Genomic DNA, 17,724 nt, shown 5'->3' on the forward strand with positions numbered 1-17,724 from the left:
TCCTGGCAATCCTGTTCCACGATTCCGGGTGCCAAGCCCCGGGGTGGCGGCCTTGCGCGGTGGGGCGCGGGACCGTTACAGTATTGCATAAATGGGGGATGAAATGCGCGACAGGCTGATCGGGCGCTGGGGCATGGGTCGTGCGGTCTGGGTGCTGCTGACGCTGGCGGTCTTCCTGGGCCTGCTGTTCTGGGCGCGCACAGGTGGGGCAACACCAGCGCCGGCCCGGTCCTATAGTCCCGAATTGGTCGCCCGCAATTATATGGCGCCCGGGGGCGCCCAGCCCACCCATGCGCTGACCATCGGCAACCTGGACATCACGGTGAAGATCATCGGCGGGGTGGCGCACACCACGCTGTCGGCCACTTTCGCCAACCCCACCACGGCGGCCGTGGAGGGCGATTTCACCCTGGACCTGCCGGCGGGCTCCGTCGTCACCGGTTATGCGCTGGACGTGAACGGCCAGATGGCCGACGGCGTGCTGGTGGCCAAGCGCGCCGCCACGCTGGCCTATCAGAAGCAGGTACGGCGCGGCGTCGATCCCGGCTTGGCGGAGGTGACGCGCGACAACGCCTTCCGCACCCATGTCTTTCCCATCTTCCCCAACCGGGGCCGCACCGTGCGGGTTGAGTTCGCCACCCCCATCGGCACGGACCAGCCCTATACCCTGCCGCTGGTGACCTTGGACCCGGTGGCCAAGGTCAACCTGCTGGTCATCGATGTCGATGCCGCAGCCGCGCCGGCCCTGGCGGGGCCGGACGGGCTGGACCTGCGCTGGGTCCCCGGCACGGGTGGGGTGGAGGCGCGGGCCAACGCCAGCGGCGTCACCCTAGGCGGTGCCCTGACCATAGGGGGCATGCCGCCAGCGGCCCCGGTGGTGCTGACCCGCCATCACGCCGGCGACACCTTCTTCGAGGTGAACGCAGCCGTGCCCGGCGGCACCGGCGGCGCCAAGCCCACCGGGCGTGTACGCGTCTATTGGGATCGGTCGCTGTCGCGGCAGGAGGCGGCGCCGGCGGAACTGGAGCTGTTGCAGCGCTATCTGGCGGCGGTGGGCCCCAAGGTGGTGGATGTGGTGCTGTTCGCCGACGACACGCCGCGCGTGCTGTCCTTTGGCAGCGCCACGGCGGCGGACGAGGCGGTGGGCGCCCTGCGGGCCGTGAGCTACGGCGGCGCCACCTCCCTGCAAGGGGTGCTGAAGGCCGCGCCCGCGCCGGCCGACGCCTGTCTGTTCTTCTCCGATGGGCGGGTGACCCTGGATACCTATCAGGCGGAGCGGGTGAACTGCCCACTATTCACCCTGTCCAGCGGTGCCGATGCCGACCATGGCTTCCTGGCGGCGCTGGCCCGCAAGTCGGGCGGGGAGCATCTCGATTTGCGGGCGCGGGGGGCGGACGCCGTGCTGGCCCGCCTGAGCAGCCCGGCCAGCCGCGCCATCGACGTGAAGGCGGCGGACGGCACGGCGCTGGACTTCACGGTGCTGCCGGCGGCACCCGATTGGGTGCGCGTCGTCGGCCGTGCCCCGCCGTCGCTGGGCGCCGTCAAGGTGACGCTGGCCGATGGGCGCGGCCTGTCCTTCGACCTGGACGATTTGCCAACGGCGGCGGATGACGCCCTGGGCGCGCTGTGGGCCGCCGACCGCGTGGCGGAGATGACGGCGTCCGACCGGCCGGACCAGAAGGCGGCCGTGGGCTTCGCCCGGCGCTACGGCGTCGCCGGCGGCGGTGCCGTCTTCCTGGTGCTGGAGCGGCTGCAGGACTATGTCGACGCCGACATCGCCCCGCCCGACAGCCTGGGCAAGGATCTGCAGAACCAGTTCGCCGCGGCACAGGCCCGCGCCCAGCAGATCAAGGACATCGCCGCCGCCAACCGGCTAGGGCAGGTGGTCACCGCCTGGCAGGAGCAGAAGGACTGGTGGGCCGGCCGCAAGCCCGCGCCGCCGCCCGCCCCTCCGCCGGCGCCGGCGCCATCCCGCCGAGACACTCCGCCGCCGCCCGTGGCGAACTCGATAACCACGGCCAAGCCTCCGATTGTGGCGCCGCCGCCGGCCCCCATCGTGGCGCCACCTGCCCCACCACCACAGGCGGTGCGACCACCGGCTTTCGCACCGCCGGTGGAGGTCAACATCGAAACCCCGCCGCCGCCGGTGGTGGCGTCCTCCTCGTCGGCTGGGCCCGCGCCCAGGGCACCCATTGCCGGCCGCGCGGCGGACCAGGTGGTCGTTACCGGCAGCCGCGCGAATGGCCAATCCGGTGGCGACAGCGCCGGCGTCATCGAGGTCGCGCCGTGGGACCCCAACCGTCCGTATATTCGCGAGATCAAGGAGCATCTGGCCGATGCCGAGGAGTTCCGGGCGGCGGTCACTGCCCAGGCCGCCCGTTACGGCAGCCTGCCGGCATTTTACCTGGACGTGGCGGAGCTGCTGTTCCGCAACGGCAAGGCGGCCGAGGCGGCGTCCATGGCGCTGAGCGCCCTGGAACTGCCCAGTGCCGACACCGGCACCCTGATCATCGTGGCCGACGACCTGATGCGCTTCGGGCAAGAGGACCGCGCCATCTGGCTGTATGAGAAGGTGCTGTACCTGGATGGCGACCGGCCGCAGCCCCGGCGCAGCCTGGCCCTGGCGCTTATCGAGCGCGCGGAACGGGCGGCCAAGCGTGGCGCCCCGGCGGCGTCGGTGCGGGCGGATTACGAACGGGCCATGCGGCTGCTGAACGAGGTCATCACCCGCACCTGGTCGCCGGCCTACACCGGCATCGAGATGGTGGCCCTGATGGAGGCCAACCGCATCCTGCCGCGCCTGGAAAAGCTGGGCGTGCGCGACATCCCGCTGGACCCGCGCCTGCGGGACAAGCTGGACGTGGATCTGCGCGTGGTCCTGGAATGGAACGTGGACGCCACGGACATGGACTTGTGGGTGGATGAGCCCTCGGGCGAGCGCGCCATCTACAGCCATCCCCGCACCGCCATCGGTGGACGGCTGTCGCATGACATGACCCAGGGCTATGGGCCGGAGGAGTATCTGCTGCGCCGGGCGCCGAATGGCGAATACACCATCAGCGCCAACATCTATCGCACCGACCGCCTGAACCCGAACGGGCCCATCACCGTGCGCGCCCATCTCTACCGCAACTACCAGCGGGCGGCGGAGGAGGTGCGGGTGATGCAGATCGAGCTGAAGCCGGGCGAGGATGGCACGCGCGTGGTGGGCCGGGTGACTATGGGAGGCGGCGCGGCCGCGGCGGGCGCGTCACAAGGGCCCTGATCAGGGGATCAGCCGGTGGGCCCGCAGCTCGCCGAACAGATCGAAAAAGGCGTCGTCCGTGGCCTGATAGGCGGTGAAGCCCAGGCGGCGGCTTTTGGACATGTCGGTCACCACCTCGATGGGACGGCCCAGGTCGGCGTCCGTGTGCCAGGGACTTGCCAGGCGGGCGAGGTCGGGCTCCACCAAGCCGAGGCGCCGGGCCAGCGCGGCCCACAGGGGCGCGTCGTCCGCCATCTGCCGTTCCAGGGGTAGGATGCCGCCCGCGTCCTCCGCCGTAAAGGGCGCGGGTTCCAGCCCAAACCATTGGGCAATGCGGGCCCACATCCATTTCCAGCGGAAAATGTCGCCGTTGACAACGTTGAAGGCTTGGTCGAAGGCTCCCGGCGTGGTGGCCGCCCACAGCAGGTGGCGGGCCAGAAGGCGGGCATCCGTCATATCGGTCAGGCCGTGCCACTGCACGGGCGACCCGGGGAAGTGGAAGGGCCGTCCCGTCTCGCGACACAGGGTGGCATAGGCCGCCAGGGTGGTGCCCATATTCATGGCGTTCCCCACCGCCTGGCCGATGATGGTGTGCGGGCGATGCACGCTCCAGCGGAAGCCGTCGCGCGCGGCGGCAGCGAACACCGCATCCTCCTGGGCGTAATAGAAGTTGTCCACGTCCAGCCGGCCCTGATCTTCCCGGAAGGGCGTCTGGGGCAGGGTGCCCTTGCCGTAGGCCTCGAACGGCCCCAGGTAGTGCTTCAGCCCCGTCACCAGGCCTACGTGCCGCACCGTCCCGGCGGGACGCACGGCGTCCAGCACGGCGCGCACCATGGTGCCGTTGACGCGGATATTCTCCGCTTCCGTCGCCTGTCGGCTCCAGGTGCAGAGGAAGACGTGGGAAGGGCGGACGGGGGCGAGTGTCCGGGCCAGGCCGTCTACATCCCGCAGGTCCGCCGTCACCGGCGTCACGCCGAGCTGGGTTGTCGCATGGCGTGACAGGCCGGCCACCTGCCACCCTTCCTTTACCAGCAGGGACGCCAGCGCCCTACCCACGATGCCGGTGACGCCGACCACCAATGCCGACTGTGTCATATCCCAAGCTCCGTTTCCTGTTGGCGCGTTTCCTGTTAACGGAAGGCAGGCTAGGCCGATGCGCCCAGGGCGTCCAGACGGCACCAAATGGGGACATAGGCACCAGAAGGTATCCAGAGATGATGAGTGGGACTTCAGAGGATGACTGGCGGGAAGATTGCGCGCCCCGCCGCGTGATCGAAATCTTCGCCACCAAATGGACGAGCATGGTCCTGCACACGCTGTACGCCCTGCACGACGGTCGTGCCCGCGCCGGCGTGCTGCACCGCAGCCTGCCCGGCATTTCCAAGAAGATGTTGACGCAGACCCTGCGCGAGATGGAGGAAAGCGGGCTGCTGGAGCGGCGGGTGCACGACACCCTGCCGCCCAGCGTGGACTACGGTTTGACAGCGCTGGGCCGCCGCTTCGTGGAACCGGTGGAGATGCTGTACGACTGGGGCCGCCGCAACGCCGACGCGCTGGACGCCCTTAAGCCCCGCGCCACCTCTCGCCGGCGCGCCGGCTAGCGTTTCCCCTGCAGCAGCAGGCTGCCGGCGGCACAGCCAGCATGACCAGGCCCGTACCGCCCCAGCATCTCGCGCAATTCCTTCCGTGCGGGCTCCTCCAGCAGGTTGGCGCGCGCCCAGAGGCGGCGGGGAATAGGCGGGCATGCCAAATACGAGGGACGACCGGGCGGCATCATATCCGATAAGGGGCATCCGTCCTTTGCCTTGAGGAGTGCCGCCATGCCCCCGATCGTTCCATCTTCGCCCCTGACGCCCGAGCAGGTGGTGGAGGGCCAGTTGCGCGCCTACAACGCCAAGGATATCGACACCTTCATGGCCTATTGGGCCGAGGACGCGCGCATTTACCAGCATCCCGACACCCTGCTGGCCAGCGGTGTGGAGGCGATACGGGCACGCCACATCGTCCGGTTCCAGGAACCGAACCTGCACGGCCGGCTGCTGCACCGCGTGGCGGTGGGCGCCACCGTGGTGGACCATGAGGTGGTGACCCGCACGTTTCCGGAAGGACCCGGCACGGTGGAGGTCATCGGCATCTATGAGGTGACGGGTGGCCGCATCAGCCGCGCCTGGTTCACCTTGGGAACGCCTGTATTAAGCTAAAAGAATTTGGCATTACTGCATCAATAAAGGAAACCTGGGCCGTGGCCGTCACCCTCTATGGCATCAAGAACTGCGACACCATGAAGAAGGCCCGCGACTGGCTGGCCCGGCGCGGCATCGACTACGCTTTCCATGACTACAAGGCCATGGGCATCGATCCGGACCGGCTACAGGCGTGGTGCGCCGCGCTGGGCTGGGAAACGGTGCTGAACCGTGCCGGCACCACCTTCCGGGCGCTGCCCGACGCCGACCGCCAAGACCTCGACGCCGCCAAGGCGGTGTCCCTGATGGCGGCCCAGCCGTCCATGATCAAGCGCCCGATTCTGGACCTGGACGGTGGGCTGATGGCCGGTTTCAAACCCGAGCGGTATGAAGAGGCGTTCGCCCGCGTTGGGCGCTGAACCCATTCCTGGGGGCTTGGACATAATCCAGCCCCCAGGGATTGAATGTTCTTACGGCGAGTCCAAAAAAGGAACATGATGAGAACATTTCCGCTTGTAGTTCCTGGAACGTTCTGGCAACACTAAGCCCATGAACAGCCGGACGTGAGAGTATGCCGGCTCCGGATAGACAAACGGTGGAGGGGTAAATGGCGTACATTGCGGTCCACGACACGATGCACGGTGTCGGCTTTGCCCCGAAATCCACGCTGCTGAGCCGCCGCGCCTTGGGCCGGGCCGGTGCGAATGGCGGGCGCCTGGTGCGGGACTTCCTGGCGCTGGCCAGCCTGTTCGCCACCCTTTACGGCGCCGTGCTGATCCTGGGCGCCACCATGGGCGGCTGACGCTGCAACCCCTTTCGGGCTGCTGCTCCTTGCGGCGGTCCAAATGCAAACACCCCGCCCGAGGAGACCCGGGCGGGGTGTTTTCGCATTCAGTGCAAGCGAGTGCTGAAAGCCGGGGCATAAGCCCCAGCAATTCAGCGGCGCTGAGCCCGGTGGTAGGGGATGGGGATGGGCCGGGCCGCATGCTCTTCCTTGCGGCTGGCCGACATCTCGATCTCCATGCGGGCGATCACCTTGCGCAGCTCGTGCAGCGCGTCGGTCAGGCCCTGCATGCCGCCTTCGGGATTGGCCTTCCAGGCGGTATAGGCCTCGGCGCTGCGTTGCGCGGCCGCGATCATGCGCTGGTCGGCCGGTTCCGTCGGCGTCTCGGCCGCTTCCAGGCGGGCGGCGTTGCGCTGCTGCTGGCGGTAGGGATATTCCGAACCCACCGGACGGTCGCTGTTGTAGGGGCGGTCCAGCAACTGGTCCATGCTGTCGGTGTCGACCGGGGCGCGGTTGCCCTGGCGGTCGCCATAGGGGCGCTGGCCCTGGCTGACGGCCGGCGGCTGGCTGCGTTCCTGGGCGGCATTGGCCACGGCGGCGCCGGTCAGGGTGCGGCGCTCGCCCCGCTGCGGACGATCACCGAACCGGTCGCCCCGGGGCTGCTCCCCTTCGGCGCGGTCGGCCCGCGGCTCACGCTCCGGACGGCCCTCGCGACCCTCATGGGAACGACCTTCCTGGGAGCGGCCCTCTTGCGAACGGCCCTCATGGGAACGGCCCTCATGGGAACGAACGGGGCGTTCGCCACGGGGGCCGCGCTCACCTGTGGCGCGCGGAGCGCGCTGCGGCTGCTCGGCGACGGGAGCGGCTGCCACGGGGGCGGCTTCCACGATGGCGGGGGCCGCCTGGGGGGCTGCCGGCGCCTCCGTCACCACCGGCTGCTCCAGCGGCAGAGCAGGGGCAGGGGCGGCGGGCGTCTCCGCTTTGGGCGCGCGGGCCGGCTTGGGCGCGGGGGCCGCCTCCACGGCTGGCGCGGGGGCGTCGCCACCTTCACCAGGCTGCGCCGTCTCGGCCTTGCGCACGATGTAGGAAATGGCGCTGGGCGTGCAGTCGAACTCGCGGGCGATGGCCGACAGCGTGGCGCCGGCGCGATACCGTTCCAGAATGGACGGCCAAGCCGATTGCGGAATGCGGCCACGCCGCTTGGGGGCGTCGCCGTCGGCTTCCTTCTCCACGCCTTCCTGGTTCTGGATATCGCTAGGCTGCCACAGGGGCTCTTGGGTCATGTCTGTCACACATCATTCAAAAGGCCGGCAGCCGAACGATGGGGGCTGACCCGGCGGTCACGGACGGGTGTGTGCAAGGCGCGCCGTCGACACGGGCCAAAGCCCGCCGTGGCGGCACTCCTGATGTCGTCGCCGTTTTTACAACGACGGACCACACCTTTTAAAAGCGATATTCAAAACCCCTAAGTATTCCGACGTCTTTTTAAGCAAAGACCAGGATACCGACGCGGCGCCACACGGATCTACGCCCGAAGGGCGACGACGCAAGGTTTATGAAAATCCAATTGAACTGAAGTGCCGGGTCGCCGTTGCGAATGTCCGCCAGGGCTGGCCGGTGACACCCAAGTCCTGACCTTTATTTAAAAGAAAATCCTTGGACTGCAAGCGCTGATTCCATCGTCATCGCTCTTTTTTAAAAACCTCATTCGCCGACTCGCCCGCAGCCGCCCGGATGGCCGTGCTGACGGCCGTGTCGGCAGGCCCTCGGCCTAGGCGGAATGGAGGGCGGCTCCCCCGGAAGGCCAGAGTCCCTGGGCATTCTGGTGCCGGGGGCCTATGCATTGCCGCCACCGTCTTCCTTGAAGCCCATCCTCCCCGCGACTCAGGATCCCTATTCCGGCTTACCTTGCCGTCCGGGGGTGGCGCTGCTATGCCCATAGGCCATGGCCAAGCGATCCGCACCCTCCCGTTCAGCTGCATCCTCCCGTCAAAGCGGCAGCCGTCCCAAGAGTACCCGCCGCACGGCAGGCTCAGCGCGCAAGGTGCCGGCCGCGCCCCCGCCGGTGTCCGTTCGCATCACGCCCCGGGCCCGCTGGCACATGGCGGCGGCGGCACAGGTGATCGCCGGTGCGGTACTCATCTTGGCCTCGCCCGCGCTGTGGGCGGCCATCGTCGCCCTTCTGCTGTTCGCGACGGCGGCCGGCACCCTGATCTGGGCCCGCCGCCAGGCTTGACCACCCTCTCCAGGACGGGCCCCCAAGATGCCCCAGGTCGGGTCACTCACCGTTAAGGTCAGCGCTGGATGGGCCAGAGCCAGGCGGCGCCGCGAACGCCGCTGGAGTCACCGTGCCGCGCCGGGCGGATGGGTGTGGCGACATCGGGGGAGAAACACCAAGCCGCCAGCCGCCGCGGCAGGCGCTCATAAAGATGGGGCATGTTGGACAGGCCGCCGCCCAGGATGATGACGTCCGGATCCAACAAATTGACCACACCGGCCAGCCCGCGCGCCAGCCGGTCGACATGGCGGTCCAGGGCCGCTTGCGCCGGGCCGTCGCCGCTCGCGGCCAGGGCGGCCACCTCCACCGCCGTCAGGACGCGGCCGGTGGCGCGGGTGTAGTCGTCGGCCAGCCCGGGCCCGGAGATCCAGGTTTCCAGGCAGCCCCGACGGCCGCAGTAGCAGGCAGGGCCCGGCCGTTCGTCCTCCATCCGAGTCCCCACTCCGGGCTCCTCACCAGGCGCTTCCGACAGCTGCGGCCAGGGCAGGGGACTGTGGCCCCATTCGCCCGCGGCGGCGTGCCGGCCTGTGATGATGCGTCCGTCCACCACCACGCCCCCGCCACAGCCGGTACCCAGGATGGCGGCGAAGACGGTGCGGCAGCCGGCACCAGCCCCATCGGCGGCTTCCGACAGGGCCAGGCAGTTGGCGTCGTTTTGCAGCCGCACAGGCCGGCCTATGGCTGCCGTAAGGTCACGGTCCAGCGCATGGCCGTTCAGCCAGGTGGAATTGGCGTTCTTCACCAGGCCGGTGAGGGGGGACAGAACGCCGGGTATGCCCACGCCCACGCTGGCGGGGGCCGGTGCCCCGATCTCGGCATCCAGCCAGGCGACAAGCCCGGCCACCGCGGCCAGGGTGGCGCCGTAATCGTCACGGGGGGCGGAAATGCGGCGGCGGGCCAACGCCTCTCCCTGGTCACTCAGGGCCAGCCCTTCGATCTTCGTTCCACCCAGGTCGATGCCAATCCGGGCCATGGCGTTTCCTCATTTTCATGGAACGGTGATGCCAGGACCCCGCCCTTATGGGCTAGGTCGCGCCCGACTCTTGCTCATGGTGGGCATGCGGGGCTAAAAGTACAAGATGTGGTGGATGCGGGGGCCTGATCGCGGGCGTTCTCCCTGGCCTTGACCGGCGTGGGGGATGTCTTCATGGGGATGTGCCGCGCCGCCACCACGATGCCGATCGTTCCTATACTGATATGGATACCCGCGCCATGACGCGTGCCCGTTTGCTCGCCGCCCCCCTCCTGTCCCTTGCGCTGGCCGCCGCCGTAAGCGCGCCGGCTTTCGCCGCCGACAAGACGACCCCGGCCAAGAAGGCCGCGGCATCCAAGAAGGCCGCACCGGAAAAGGCCGCCAAGACACCCCCCAAGGCGGCCAAGGTCTCCGGCCCCTGCTATTCCCCGGCGGAGTTTGATGCCGAACAGGCCATCCGCTACCACACCCGCCTGATGGTGATCGGCCTGACCTGCCAGCAGCTGGGCGGGAACTACGAAGGCCTCTATGTGCGCTACAAGAAGTTCACGCTGGCGCACAGGACGCAGATCATCGCTTGGGAAGACTCGCTGATCGCCCGCTACCGCAAGACGGCCAAGGGCAACCCCAACCGCGCGCTGGACACCTTGCGCACCCACTTGGCCAACGAGATGTCGCAGCACATCGCGGCTGTTTCCACGGACATCTACTGCGCCCAGCATGCCGACATGCTGGCCCAGGCTGAACTGATGAGCGACGCCGACGTGGTGAAGACCGTCACCAACGATGCCGTCGTCCGCGTGTCGGAGCTGCCGCGCTGCGACCTGCCGCCGCCGGTCATGACCGCCGCCACGGCTGGTGACCGTATCACCGGCCCCACCCCCGCGGTCGCGACTCCCACCGCCGCCGCCATGAAGGACACCGGCGGTGCCGCCAGTGGCGCGTCCCACTAACGTCAGCGCCACAGGTCATAAGGCCCATGCCCGAATGTCCGGGTATGGGCCTAAGGTCCAGCCCAGGCGGGGGATGACAAAGGGCTGGTGACAAAGTAACGCTATGCCCATAAGCGTGGTGGAAATCGTAATGCTGGGGATTGTTTAATCCGCTCCGCAAGTCGGCGCCCTTCCCGTGAGGTGCGCCTGATGAAAGGAGAATGGGTTATGCCCAATAGAATAGCTCTCCACGAGGCTCTGGATATTATGCCCGCCGGTGGTGAGCCTATTGAATTTTCGCCCATGCGTAACCAAGCGGCCAACGTCGCGCGCCCGGCCCGCCAAACGGCCTCGGCGCTGCCTGATCCGATGGCATATGTCATTGAAATCGACGAGGAAGCGGTGGGGCTGGTGACCGTGCATCCCGAGGGCATGGCGTTCCACGCGGTTCACATGCGCGCCCAAGCCCTCGACGGGCAAGTCTTCGCCGACGCGGCGGCGGCCCGCGCTGCGGCAGAATCGGCATTTTACGGTCGTGAGTGACATTGGGGCTAACTAAAGCCCTAGAACCGTGCAATATGCGAATGGCGGATGGGGGCCCCGCTACTTATGCAAACCGCGCCCCTTGAAAATCCCTGCCTCAGTTTCACCTCATTTCCATCCGATTAACGGCTTGTCCTGACGGGCCGAACGGCGTAGCTCACAAGGCTGGGTTGCTCCCCGTTCGGTGTTGAAGGATTGAATTAACTCAGGACGTTGTCTAACCCTGCCGTCTGGCGGGACAATCAAAGGCGCCACGTCCTGGCGCGAAGGGTAGTCTTAATTCAACCGAGGGTTCCTTTGGGGAGACGTACCCCTCGGTCAGAAGGAGGAGAAACGACGAATGAAACTCCGTCATTCATTACTGTGCGCGGTGTTCGCGCTCGGTCTGCCGGCCACCGCGCTGGCCCAGACCAACGAGGGCTACTACCTCGGTGCCCAGGCCGGTGTGAACTGGGCTGACAAGACCGACCTGAAGGGCCCGGTCTACACCGACAAGGCCGACTTCACGACCTCGCCCACCGGCCTGGTCGAGGGTGGCTACAAGTTCGGCAACGGCGTCCGCGTCGGTGCGGAAATCGGTTACGGTGGCAGCACCGTCGGCGACATCACCGGCGGCGGCCCGGGCCGCGCCGGTGGCGCTGGCGACCTGACCGCCCTGACCTTCATGGCCGTCACCTACTACGAGTTCAACGTCGACAGCCCGCTGCGTCCCTATGTCGGCGCCGGTATCGGTTTCGGCCGCTACAAGTTCGACGGCGTGGGCGACCTGTACACGCCGGGCCTGTCGGTGGAGACCTCCACCACCGCCTTCACCTACCAGCTGGCCGCCGGCGTCGCCTACGCGCTGAGCGACAACCTGGACTTCACGGTCGGCTACCGCTTCATGGGCACGCCGGACACCACCTACGAGCCGTCGAACGCTCCGAAGTTCAAGGCCGGCTACCAGAACCACTCGGTCCTGGTTGGTCTGCGCTACACCTTCGGTGCCCCGCCGGCTCCGGCGCCCAAGCCGACCCCGGCCGTGGCTCCGCCGGCTCCCCCGCCGCCGCCGCCCCCGCCGCCCCCGCCGCCGGCTCCGTCCATTTCGCGGAACTTCACGGTGTTCTTCGACTGGGACAAGACGGACCTGTCGGCTGACGCCAAGACCGTTCTGGACAACGCTGCCAAGGACGCTGGTACCGGCCACATCACGAAGATCAACGTGACGGGCTATACCGACCGTTCCGGTACGGACGCTTACAACCTGAAGCTCTCCATGCGCCGCGCCGAGGCCGTGAAGGCTTACCTGACGTCCAAGGGCGTCGGTGCCTCCATCGCCACCGACGGCAAGGGCGAGTCCGATCCGCTGGTCCCGACCGCGGACGGCGTGCGTGAGCCGTCCAACCGTCGCGCCGTCATCATTTTCCCCTGATCCAATCAGGGGACCGGTAGCCGGACCTGGGCGAACCCAGGTCCGGCTTTCCGGCCAAATGAGGACGACGCCTTGCCGAGCATCCGACCTTTGGCTCCCGCCGGAGGGTCTGGTCCGGACGGTGGAAATAAGAAAGGGGCGCCGCCCAGCCTGGGCGGCGCCCCTTTTCTTTTATGCCGAAGGTTTCCCGGGCGGCTTGGGGCCATATCAGCGGCATGTTCATGCCGCTGTGGGCGCGCCCGCGACCGCCGCAGGCTAAGGGACTAATTAACTAAGCGGACCGATGCCGCGCTGGATGGCCCAGACGGCGGCTTGGGTGCGATTCTGCGCGCCGATTTTGCGCATGACGTTTTTGAAATGCATCTTCACCGTGGACTCGGTGATTTCCAGCCGGCGGGCGATGGATTTGTTGGACTGGCCCGCCAGCAGGCAGCCCAGGATTTGAATCTCGCGCCGCGACAGGTCGGCGGTGGCCGCCACCAGATCGGCCGGCGTGGGCCCCTGGGGCTGCTGCGCCTGGGCCACCAGGGCGGCGGCGCGCGGCGGAAACACGGCATCGCCGGCCAGGATCAGTTCCAGCGCGTCGCGCAGGGTGGCGACGCCGGATGATTTGGACAGGTGGCCGTCCATGCCGGCGAACAGGCTGGCCTTCAGCACCGAATCGCTGGTGTCGGAGGTCAGCACCGCGATGCGGGTCTGGGGGGCGGACGCGCGCAGGCGCCGCAGCTCGCTGGCCACGCGCGGCGGGTCTATGCCCCAAGGGTCGACCATGATCAAATCGGGCGCCGCGATGTCTCGCAGCACCTTCATTGCTTCCTCAACCGAAGGGACGGGCGGTAACAGCTGAAAGCTATCTTCCCCCAGCAATGTACCCAGTGCCGCCCCGAACAACTGATCCTGGTCGATCAGAAGAACGCTGCGGCCTGTCATTGCCTATTCCCCCATTGTGATTGCGGTCTCCCCCACCGGAGACTGTTTATTAAAAATTTTACTAACATTGTCGTGGATACTCGTGAAATGTCGACGCTAACCTGTTAACGCCCTATTTGCCCCATGGCCAGGTAATAGATCGCCAGTTCTATTGCGACAATCCTATGGGAAAGTGGCCCCGAACGCCATGTTTCTGTTGCGGCATGTCTGAAAACGGGTCACAGTCTGTCACATCGTGAGGTGGATCGTTTGGCCACCCGGGAAAATCGGAAGCCGCCTAGGGGGTACCACGGCGGAAATGGGGTTCCTGGGGAAAAAAGGTTAGCCTGCCCCATTTTGGCCGTGATCGAATGGTCATAATGGTGAAGGTGTCGCTAACCAGTCAGGGTCACGCGTTCATCGAAAGTGTCGGTCCGGCGGCCAAAGGTGCCGGAACCGATGGGCGATCATCAGGGACCTGCCACGCGGGGCCCGATGCGGATGAAGCGTTTTAGATGGCCTGGGCCGGAAGTGGCCGGACTCGAACGTGGGGTTTCAGATGATGAGCATGACCGCGCGTTTTCCCGGGACTGTCAGCAGTCTAGCCGAGGATGGTTTGGAAAACGGAATTGCCGGTGTGGGCGCTTCGCCCCGCCACCGCACTTTTCTCGTCGTGGATGGCCAGGCCCTGGTGCGCCGCGGCGCCGCCCTGATGCTGACCACCCAGTTTCCGGGTGCGTCGGCGCTTGAGGCCGGCACCGTGGAGGAAGCGCTGACGCAGGCCATGTCGGCGCCGGGGATTGATCTTGTCCTGCTCGACCTGGACAGCCTGTCCGGCAGCCGGGTCGAGGCCATCGCGCAGCTGACCTCCGCCCTGGGCTCTGTGCCCGTGGTGGCGGTGTCCGCCGTGCAGGAAGGGGACGAGGTCATCGCCTCCATCCGCGCCGGCGCCCGCGCTTATGTGCTGAAGACGGGCCCGACCGAGGTGCTGGAGCGTACGCTGACCCTGATCCTGTCGGGTGAGAATTACGTGGCCATGCCGCGCCAGGCGCTCACCGCCGCCTTGGCGGGCGTACGCGGTGCTTCGGGCCCGGCCATGGGCCAGGTCCCGGCCAACCGTGAGGCCGCTTTGGCGGACCGTCTGACGGAACGCCAGCAGGATATTTTCCGCCTGATCCTGGCCGGCTGCTCCAACAAGGAAATCGCCCGCGAACTCGGCGTGCTGGAAGGCACGGTCAAGGTTCATGTCCGCGCGGTGATGCAGAAGCTGGGCGCCAAGAACCGCACGCAGGTGGCCGTTGCCGCCGCGCGCAGTGGCTTCGGCAGCATGGCCTTCATGGCCGGCACCCTGACCAATTAAATCGGCGACATGTTCCGGCCCCCAGGGGGCCTGTGCACGGTGCAGGGGCCTTCGGGCCCCTGTTGCCGTTTCAGGGCTGGTGCTTCACCGTTTGTCTATGCCGTGAATGCGGGAAATGAGCACCGACCGGCATGAGCGTCGGCTCAAGCCGGTACCGGAGCAGGGTGTCCGAGGGGCCGCTCAATCAAACAGCGCGTCGATGTCCGCCTGCGAGATGGTCTGGCCGCCGTCCTTGACGGGCCCGTGCAGTTCCAGGCCCTCGTCATGCTTGTGGATGGAGGGGGGTAGGGGCATGGTCTCGAACTCCTTGGTGTTCCAGACCGACATCATGGCCTCGACCCGCTCTTCGATGAAGCTCAGGGCCTGGACGACCTTGGTGATTCGCTGGCCCGTGAGGTCCTGGAAGTTGCAGGCCTCGAAAATGCGCAGCGTGACCTCATTCAGGTCCTTGAGGCGAGAGTTCTGGTAGCCTTCCGGCAGCTGTGAGCGGACCTCGTTGGCGATGTCGTCGATCTCTTCAGCCGCCTGGATGATGCTGTTGGTGGCGGCTTCGGTGGAGGCGACAACGGCGGTCAGCTGCTGGCTGGCCTCCATGAACGTGTCGTCCTTGGCCAACGGATGGCGCAGGGCCGCCATTTCCAACTTGGTCGCCTTGATGCGGCCGGCGATGTCGGCGATCTCCACATGGATCGCCTCGATCTGGGTGTGGTCGGTGTTCAGGAAACGGTCCAGCTTCTGGCCTAGATGCTGGATGGCCTCCATCACTTCCGACGTGTCCAGGCGGATTTCCTGCGCCGGGGTCAGCGGGGCCAAGGCGGCCGGGCTCAGCGTGGTGGCCGACAGCGACAAGGCGTCAACGGTGCCGGGTTGGTCCTGTGCCCGCCGCTGCCGTTGAATCTCCGCCATGAAAGGCCGCTGACCGTTCTGCGCCATCCGCTGGATCCTCTTTCCCCGCCGTATCCACTGATGTCACTCACAGCGAACCTAACCGAAAGGTTATGCCCTTAGGCAATATGTTCGCCGGCGACCCATTCAACATGGGCGATACCTTTGGTGAAGCCAAGGGCCTCGTGCAGGGCCGGCAGCATTTGCCGCAAAGTTTCATCCAATTGCCAAGGCGGATTAACCAAAATCATGCCGGAGCCGTTCAGGCGGTCCATACGGGCGTCGTCGTTCCAGGTCAATTCGGCGATCAGGATTTTCGGTATGCCGCTGTCTTCCAGCCGCTGGTGCAGGCGCCAGCTTACGGCGCGGTCCTTGATGGGATACCACAGGGCGTAGATGCCGGTGGGCCAGCGGCTGTGCGCCAAGGCCAGGCCGGCCACCAGGCGGTCGAAATCGTCCGCCGCTTCGAAGGGCGGGTCGATCAGCACCAGGCCGCGTTTTTCCTTGGGCGGCAGGTGGGCTTTCAACGCCGTCCAGCCGTCCATGTGGTGCACCGCCACCTGGCGGTCGCCCCGGAACACACCCTTCAAGGTCTGCGCGTCTTCCGGATGCAGTTCAGCCAGGATCAGCCGGTCGTTCTCCCGCAGGAAGGTGCGCGCCAGGCAAGGGGAACCCGGATAGCTGCTGACAGGGCCGGTGGGCTGGCCGGCCGCAGCGCGCACGGCATCCAGGTACGGGTCCAGCGCTTCGGCCGGGGTGGCGCCCAAGGTTCCCATCTCGGCGGCCTGGAGCAGCCGCTGGATGCCCAGGGCGGCCTCACCGGTGCGCGTGGCCTCGTCCCCGGTCAGGTCATAGCGTCCGATGCCGGCATGGGTATCCAGCACGGCGAAGGGGGCGGGCTTGGCAGTCAGGCGGGTCATCAGCAGCGCCAGAATGGCGTGCTTCATGACGTCGGCCGCGTTGCCGGCGTGAAAAGCATGGCGGTAGTTCATGGGGCTGGAGCATGCCAGCAAGGGCCGGCACCGGCAATCGCCGTGGCCGCGACCCAGGAAAGCGAAAGGCCGCCCGGTTGGAGGCGGCCTGTTCAGCGGTGAGGCAAAATGGGGGGGGGGATCAAACGGGAGAGGGATCAGCCCACCGGCTCGGTCGTGGCGCTCTGGTAGACCCGGCGGGTGCGTGGGGTCACGGCCGTGCTTTCCTCGTCGCTGCAGCCGTTGCCATCGATCAGCGAGGCGTTGACGGAGTTCAGGCTGACCAGGTTGCTGCGGACCTTGCACGCGTAGGCATGGGCGGTCTTGCCGCTGCTGCCGTTGTAGCGGGCGACCGCAGCGGCCCAGCTGCCGGCGGTGGCGCGCAGACGGGCCAGCATACGGGCCGCGTACTGCACGTTCTCCTTGGGATCGACGATCTTTTCCACCGGGTGGAAGGCCGCCTTGTGGTCGGACAGCGACAGCTGCATGCAGCCGGCGGTCACGTCCTGGCGCAGGTTGCCCTTGGGGTCGCGCAGATACTTGGCGGCGGCGGTCGGCGTCGACACGAAATGGGCGGTGCCCTTCACGTTGACGGCGTAGGCCTCCGACGAAATGGACTGGCCGCTTTCCACCAGGGCAACGGCCAGGAGCAGGCCGGACGGCACACCGGCTTCCTTTTCAGCCTGCAGGATGTGATCCAGGCAGGCGGCGTGGGCGGCGGGCACGGCGGCAACCAAGCCCAGGCTGAAGAACAGTCCGGCGATGGCGGTCTTGAAGAGGCGGGTGGTGGAGCGGAGGGCGCCTGCGGACTCGGATTCGGACTCCCGGCCTAGAAGGGCGTCGCTCCGGCGGCGCGCGATCTGCATGAGAGTCCTCCATCTATCGTCACTGGCGTCGACGACCTCGCGTCGCGACATCCATCTGGCGTCTGTGCTGGTTCCCCAAAGCACATCCCCGCTCGCGGGCGGGGTATTCCATCAGATCACCGATACTCAGTGCGGTGACCGCTCCCTAACCGAATGGGTCGAACTGCCGTTGCCGTCTGTCCGTAAGGCCTATATCCATGCAACGGCCGCATAGCAATTGCAGACAAAACGCAGCAGGTCAATAAAAAATATGACCGGAGTGTGGCAACCGCGCCACGCTGCGCCCCTGTCAGCGGGGCCACCATGCCCCATGCGGCTCAGGATTCCAAGCCCTTAGCGTGCGTCATGTTGCCCCCGTGTGAACTGCGGGACCCTCTACAAATAG

The 17,724-nt window shown here is 67.1% G+C and carries 17 protein-coding genes; 10 read left to right on the forward strand and 7 right to left on the reverse strand.

The annotated features are described in order from the left end of the window. Window positions 1–103 precede the first annotated feature (103 nt). Window positions 104–3,265: a VIT domain-containing protein gene (locus Y958_RS05835; RefSeq protein ID WP_186291281.1), complete on the forward strand. Its 3,162-nt coding sequence runs from the start codon at window positions 104–106 to the stop codon at window positions 3,263–3,265. On the opposite strand, the gene Y958_RS05840 is transcribed toward Y958_RS05835, so the two are convergent. Beyond that, window positions 3,266–4,339 carry an SDR family oxidoreductase gene (locus Y958_RS05840; RefSeq protein ID WP_088871259.1) on the reverse strand — a complete coding sequence of 358 codons (1,074 nt, stop codon included), beginning with the start codon at window positions 4,337–4,339 and terminating at the stop codon, window positions 3,266–3,268. It abuts the gene before it with no gap. Between the two features lie 119 nt (window positions 4,340–4,458). On the opposite strand from Y958_RS05840, the gene Y958_RS05845 reads away from it, so the two are divergent. The 4 genes from Y958_RS05845 (at window position 4,459) to Y958_RS31230 (ending at window position 6,229) form a co-directional block, all read left to right on the forward strand. Next, window positions 4,459–4,845 (forward strand): winged helix-turn-helix transcriptional regulator, encoded by a 387-nt coding sequence (locus Y958_RS05845; RefSeq protein WP_088871260.1) that lies wholly within the window; start codon window positions 4,459–4,461, stop codon window positions 4,843–4,845. Between the two features lie 219 nt (window positions 4,846–5,064). Next, window positions 5,065–5,445, forward strand: coding sequence for a nuclear transport factor 2 family protein (locus Y958_RS05855; RefSeq protein ID WP_088871262.1), 381 nt, complete (start codon window positions 5,065–5,067; stop codon window positions 5,443–5,445). Between the two features lie 41 nt (window positions 5,446–5,486). Beyond that, complete coding sequence (locus Y958_RS05860; protein ID WP_050898553.1) at window positions 5,487–5,846, forward strand: ArsC family reductase; 360 nt, start codon at window positions 5,487–5,489, stop codon at window positions 5,844–5,846. Between the two features lie 188 nt (window positions 5,847–6,034). Next, window positions 6,035–6,229, forward strand: a complete 195-nt coding sequence (locus tag Y958_RS31230) for a hypothetical protein (RefSeq protein ID WP_145615496.1) — start codon at window positions 6,035–6,037, stop codon at window positions 6,227–6,229. Window positions 6,230–6,363: 134 nt separating this feature from the next. On the opposite strand, the gene Y958_RS05865 is transcribed toward Y958_RS31230, so the two are convergent. Then, window positions 6,364–7,494: a hypothetical protein gene (locus tag Y958_RS05865; RefSeq protein ID WP_088871263.1), complete on the reverse strand. Its 1,131-nt coding sequence runs from the start codon at window positions 7,492–7,494 to the stop codon at window positions 6,364–6,366. 761 nt (window positions 7,495–8,255) lie between these two features. Between Y958_RS05865 and Y958_RS05870 the strand changes: the two genes are divergently transcribed. After that, window positions 8,256–8,447, forward strand: coding sequence for a hypothetical protein (locus Y958_RS05870; protein ID WP_088871264.1), 192 nt, complete (start codon window positions 8,256–8,258; stop codon window positions 8,445–8,447). A 58-nt stretch (window positions 8,448–8,505) separates the two neighbouring features. Here Y958_RS05870 and Y958_RS05875 read toward each other — a convergent pair whose 3' ends face one another. Then, entirely contained in the window at window positions 8,506–9,462 is a 957-nt protein-coding gene (locus tag Y958_RS05875) for an ROK family protein (protein ID WP_088871265.1), read from the reverse strand. Window positions 9,463–9,701: 239 nt separating this feature from the next. On the opposite strand from Y958_RS05875, the gene Y958_RS31860 reads away from it, so the two are divergent. From Y958_RS31860 to Y958_RS05890, 3 genes are all read left to right on the forward strand, one after another. Then, on the forward strand, window positions 9,702–10,415 hold the full coding sequence (locus Y958_RS31860; RefSeq protein ID WP_088871266.1) for a hypothetical protein: 714 nt from the start codon (window positions 9,702–9,704) through the stop codon (window positions 10,413–10,415). Between the two features lie 207 nt (window positions 10,416–10,622). Continuing rightward, window positions 10,623–10,937: a hypothetical protein gene (locus Y958_RS05885; RefSeq protein ID WP_088871267.1), complete on the forward strand. Its 315-nt coding sequence runs from the start codon at window positions 10,623–10,625 to the stop codon at window positions 10,935–10,937. A gap of 340 nt (window positions 10,938–11,277) precedes the next feature. After that, complete coding sequence (locus tag Y958_RS05890) at window positions 11,278–12,348, forward strand: OmpA family protein (RefSeq protein WP_088871268.1); 1,071 nt, start codon at window positions 11,278–11,280, stop codon at window positions 12,346–12,348. 267 nt (window positions 12,349–12,615) lie between these two features. Here the strand turns inward: Y958_RS05890 and Y958_RS05895 are convergent, their stop codons facing one another. Beyond that, a complete protein-coding gene (locus Y958_RS05895; protein ID WP_004272649.1) occupies window positions 12,616–13,278 on the reverse strand; it encodes a LuxR C-terminal-related transcriptional regulator in 663 nt (220 codons plus the stop codon). A 616-nt stretch (window positions 13,279–13,894) separates the two neighbouring features. Between Y958_RS05895 and Y958_RS05900 the strand changes: the two genes are divergently transcribed. Beyond that, the gene (locus tag Y958_RS05900; protein ID WP_244909389.1) at window positions 13,895–14,617 is read left to right on the forward strand and encodes a response regulator transcription factor; all 723 of its coding nucleotides are present in this window, start codon (window positions 13,895–13,897) and stop codon (window positions 14,615–14,617) included. Window positions 14,618–14,797: 180 nt separating this feature from the next. Here Y958_RS05900 and Y958_RS05905 read toward each other — a convergent pair whose 3' ends face one another. The 3 genes from Y958_RS05905 to Y958_RS05915 form a co-directional block, all read right to left on the reverse strand. Beyond that, complete coding sequence (locus Y958_RS05905; RefSeq protein ID WP_244909390.1) at window positions 14,798–15,550, reverse strand: protein phosphatase CheZ; 753 nt, start codon at window positions 15,548–15,550, stop codon at window positions 14,798–14,800. 71 nt (window positions 15,551–15,621) lie between these two features. Beyond that, entirely contained in the window at window positions 15,622–16,494 is an 873-nt protein-coding gene (locus Y958_RS05910; RefSeq protein ID WP_088871269.1) for a 23S rRNA (adenine(2030)-N(6))-methyltransferase RlmJ, read from the reverse strand. A gap of 137 nt (window positions 16,495–16,631) precedes the next feature. Then, window positions 16,632–17,339 carry a transglycosylase SLT domain-containing protein gene (locus Y958_RS05915; protein WP_186291282.1) on the reverse strand — a complete coding sequence of 236 codons (708 nt, stop codon included), beginning with the start codon at window positions 17,337–17,339 and terminating at the stop codon, window positions 16,632–16,634. Window positions 17,340–17,724: the final 385 nt, after the last annotated feature.

It is taken from the genome of Nitrospirillum viridazoti CBAmc (assembly GCF_000730165.1).
GTDB classification, from domain to species: domain Bacteria; phylum Pseudomonadota; class Alphaproteobacteria; order Azospirillales; family Azospirillaceae; genus Nitrospirillum; species Nitrospirillum viridazoti.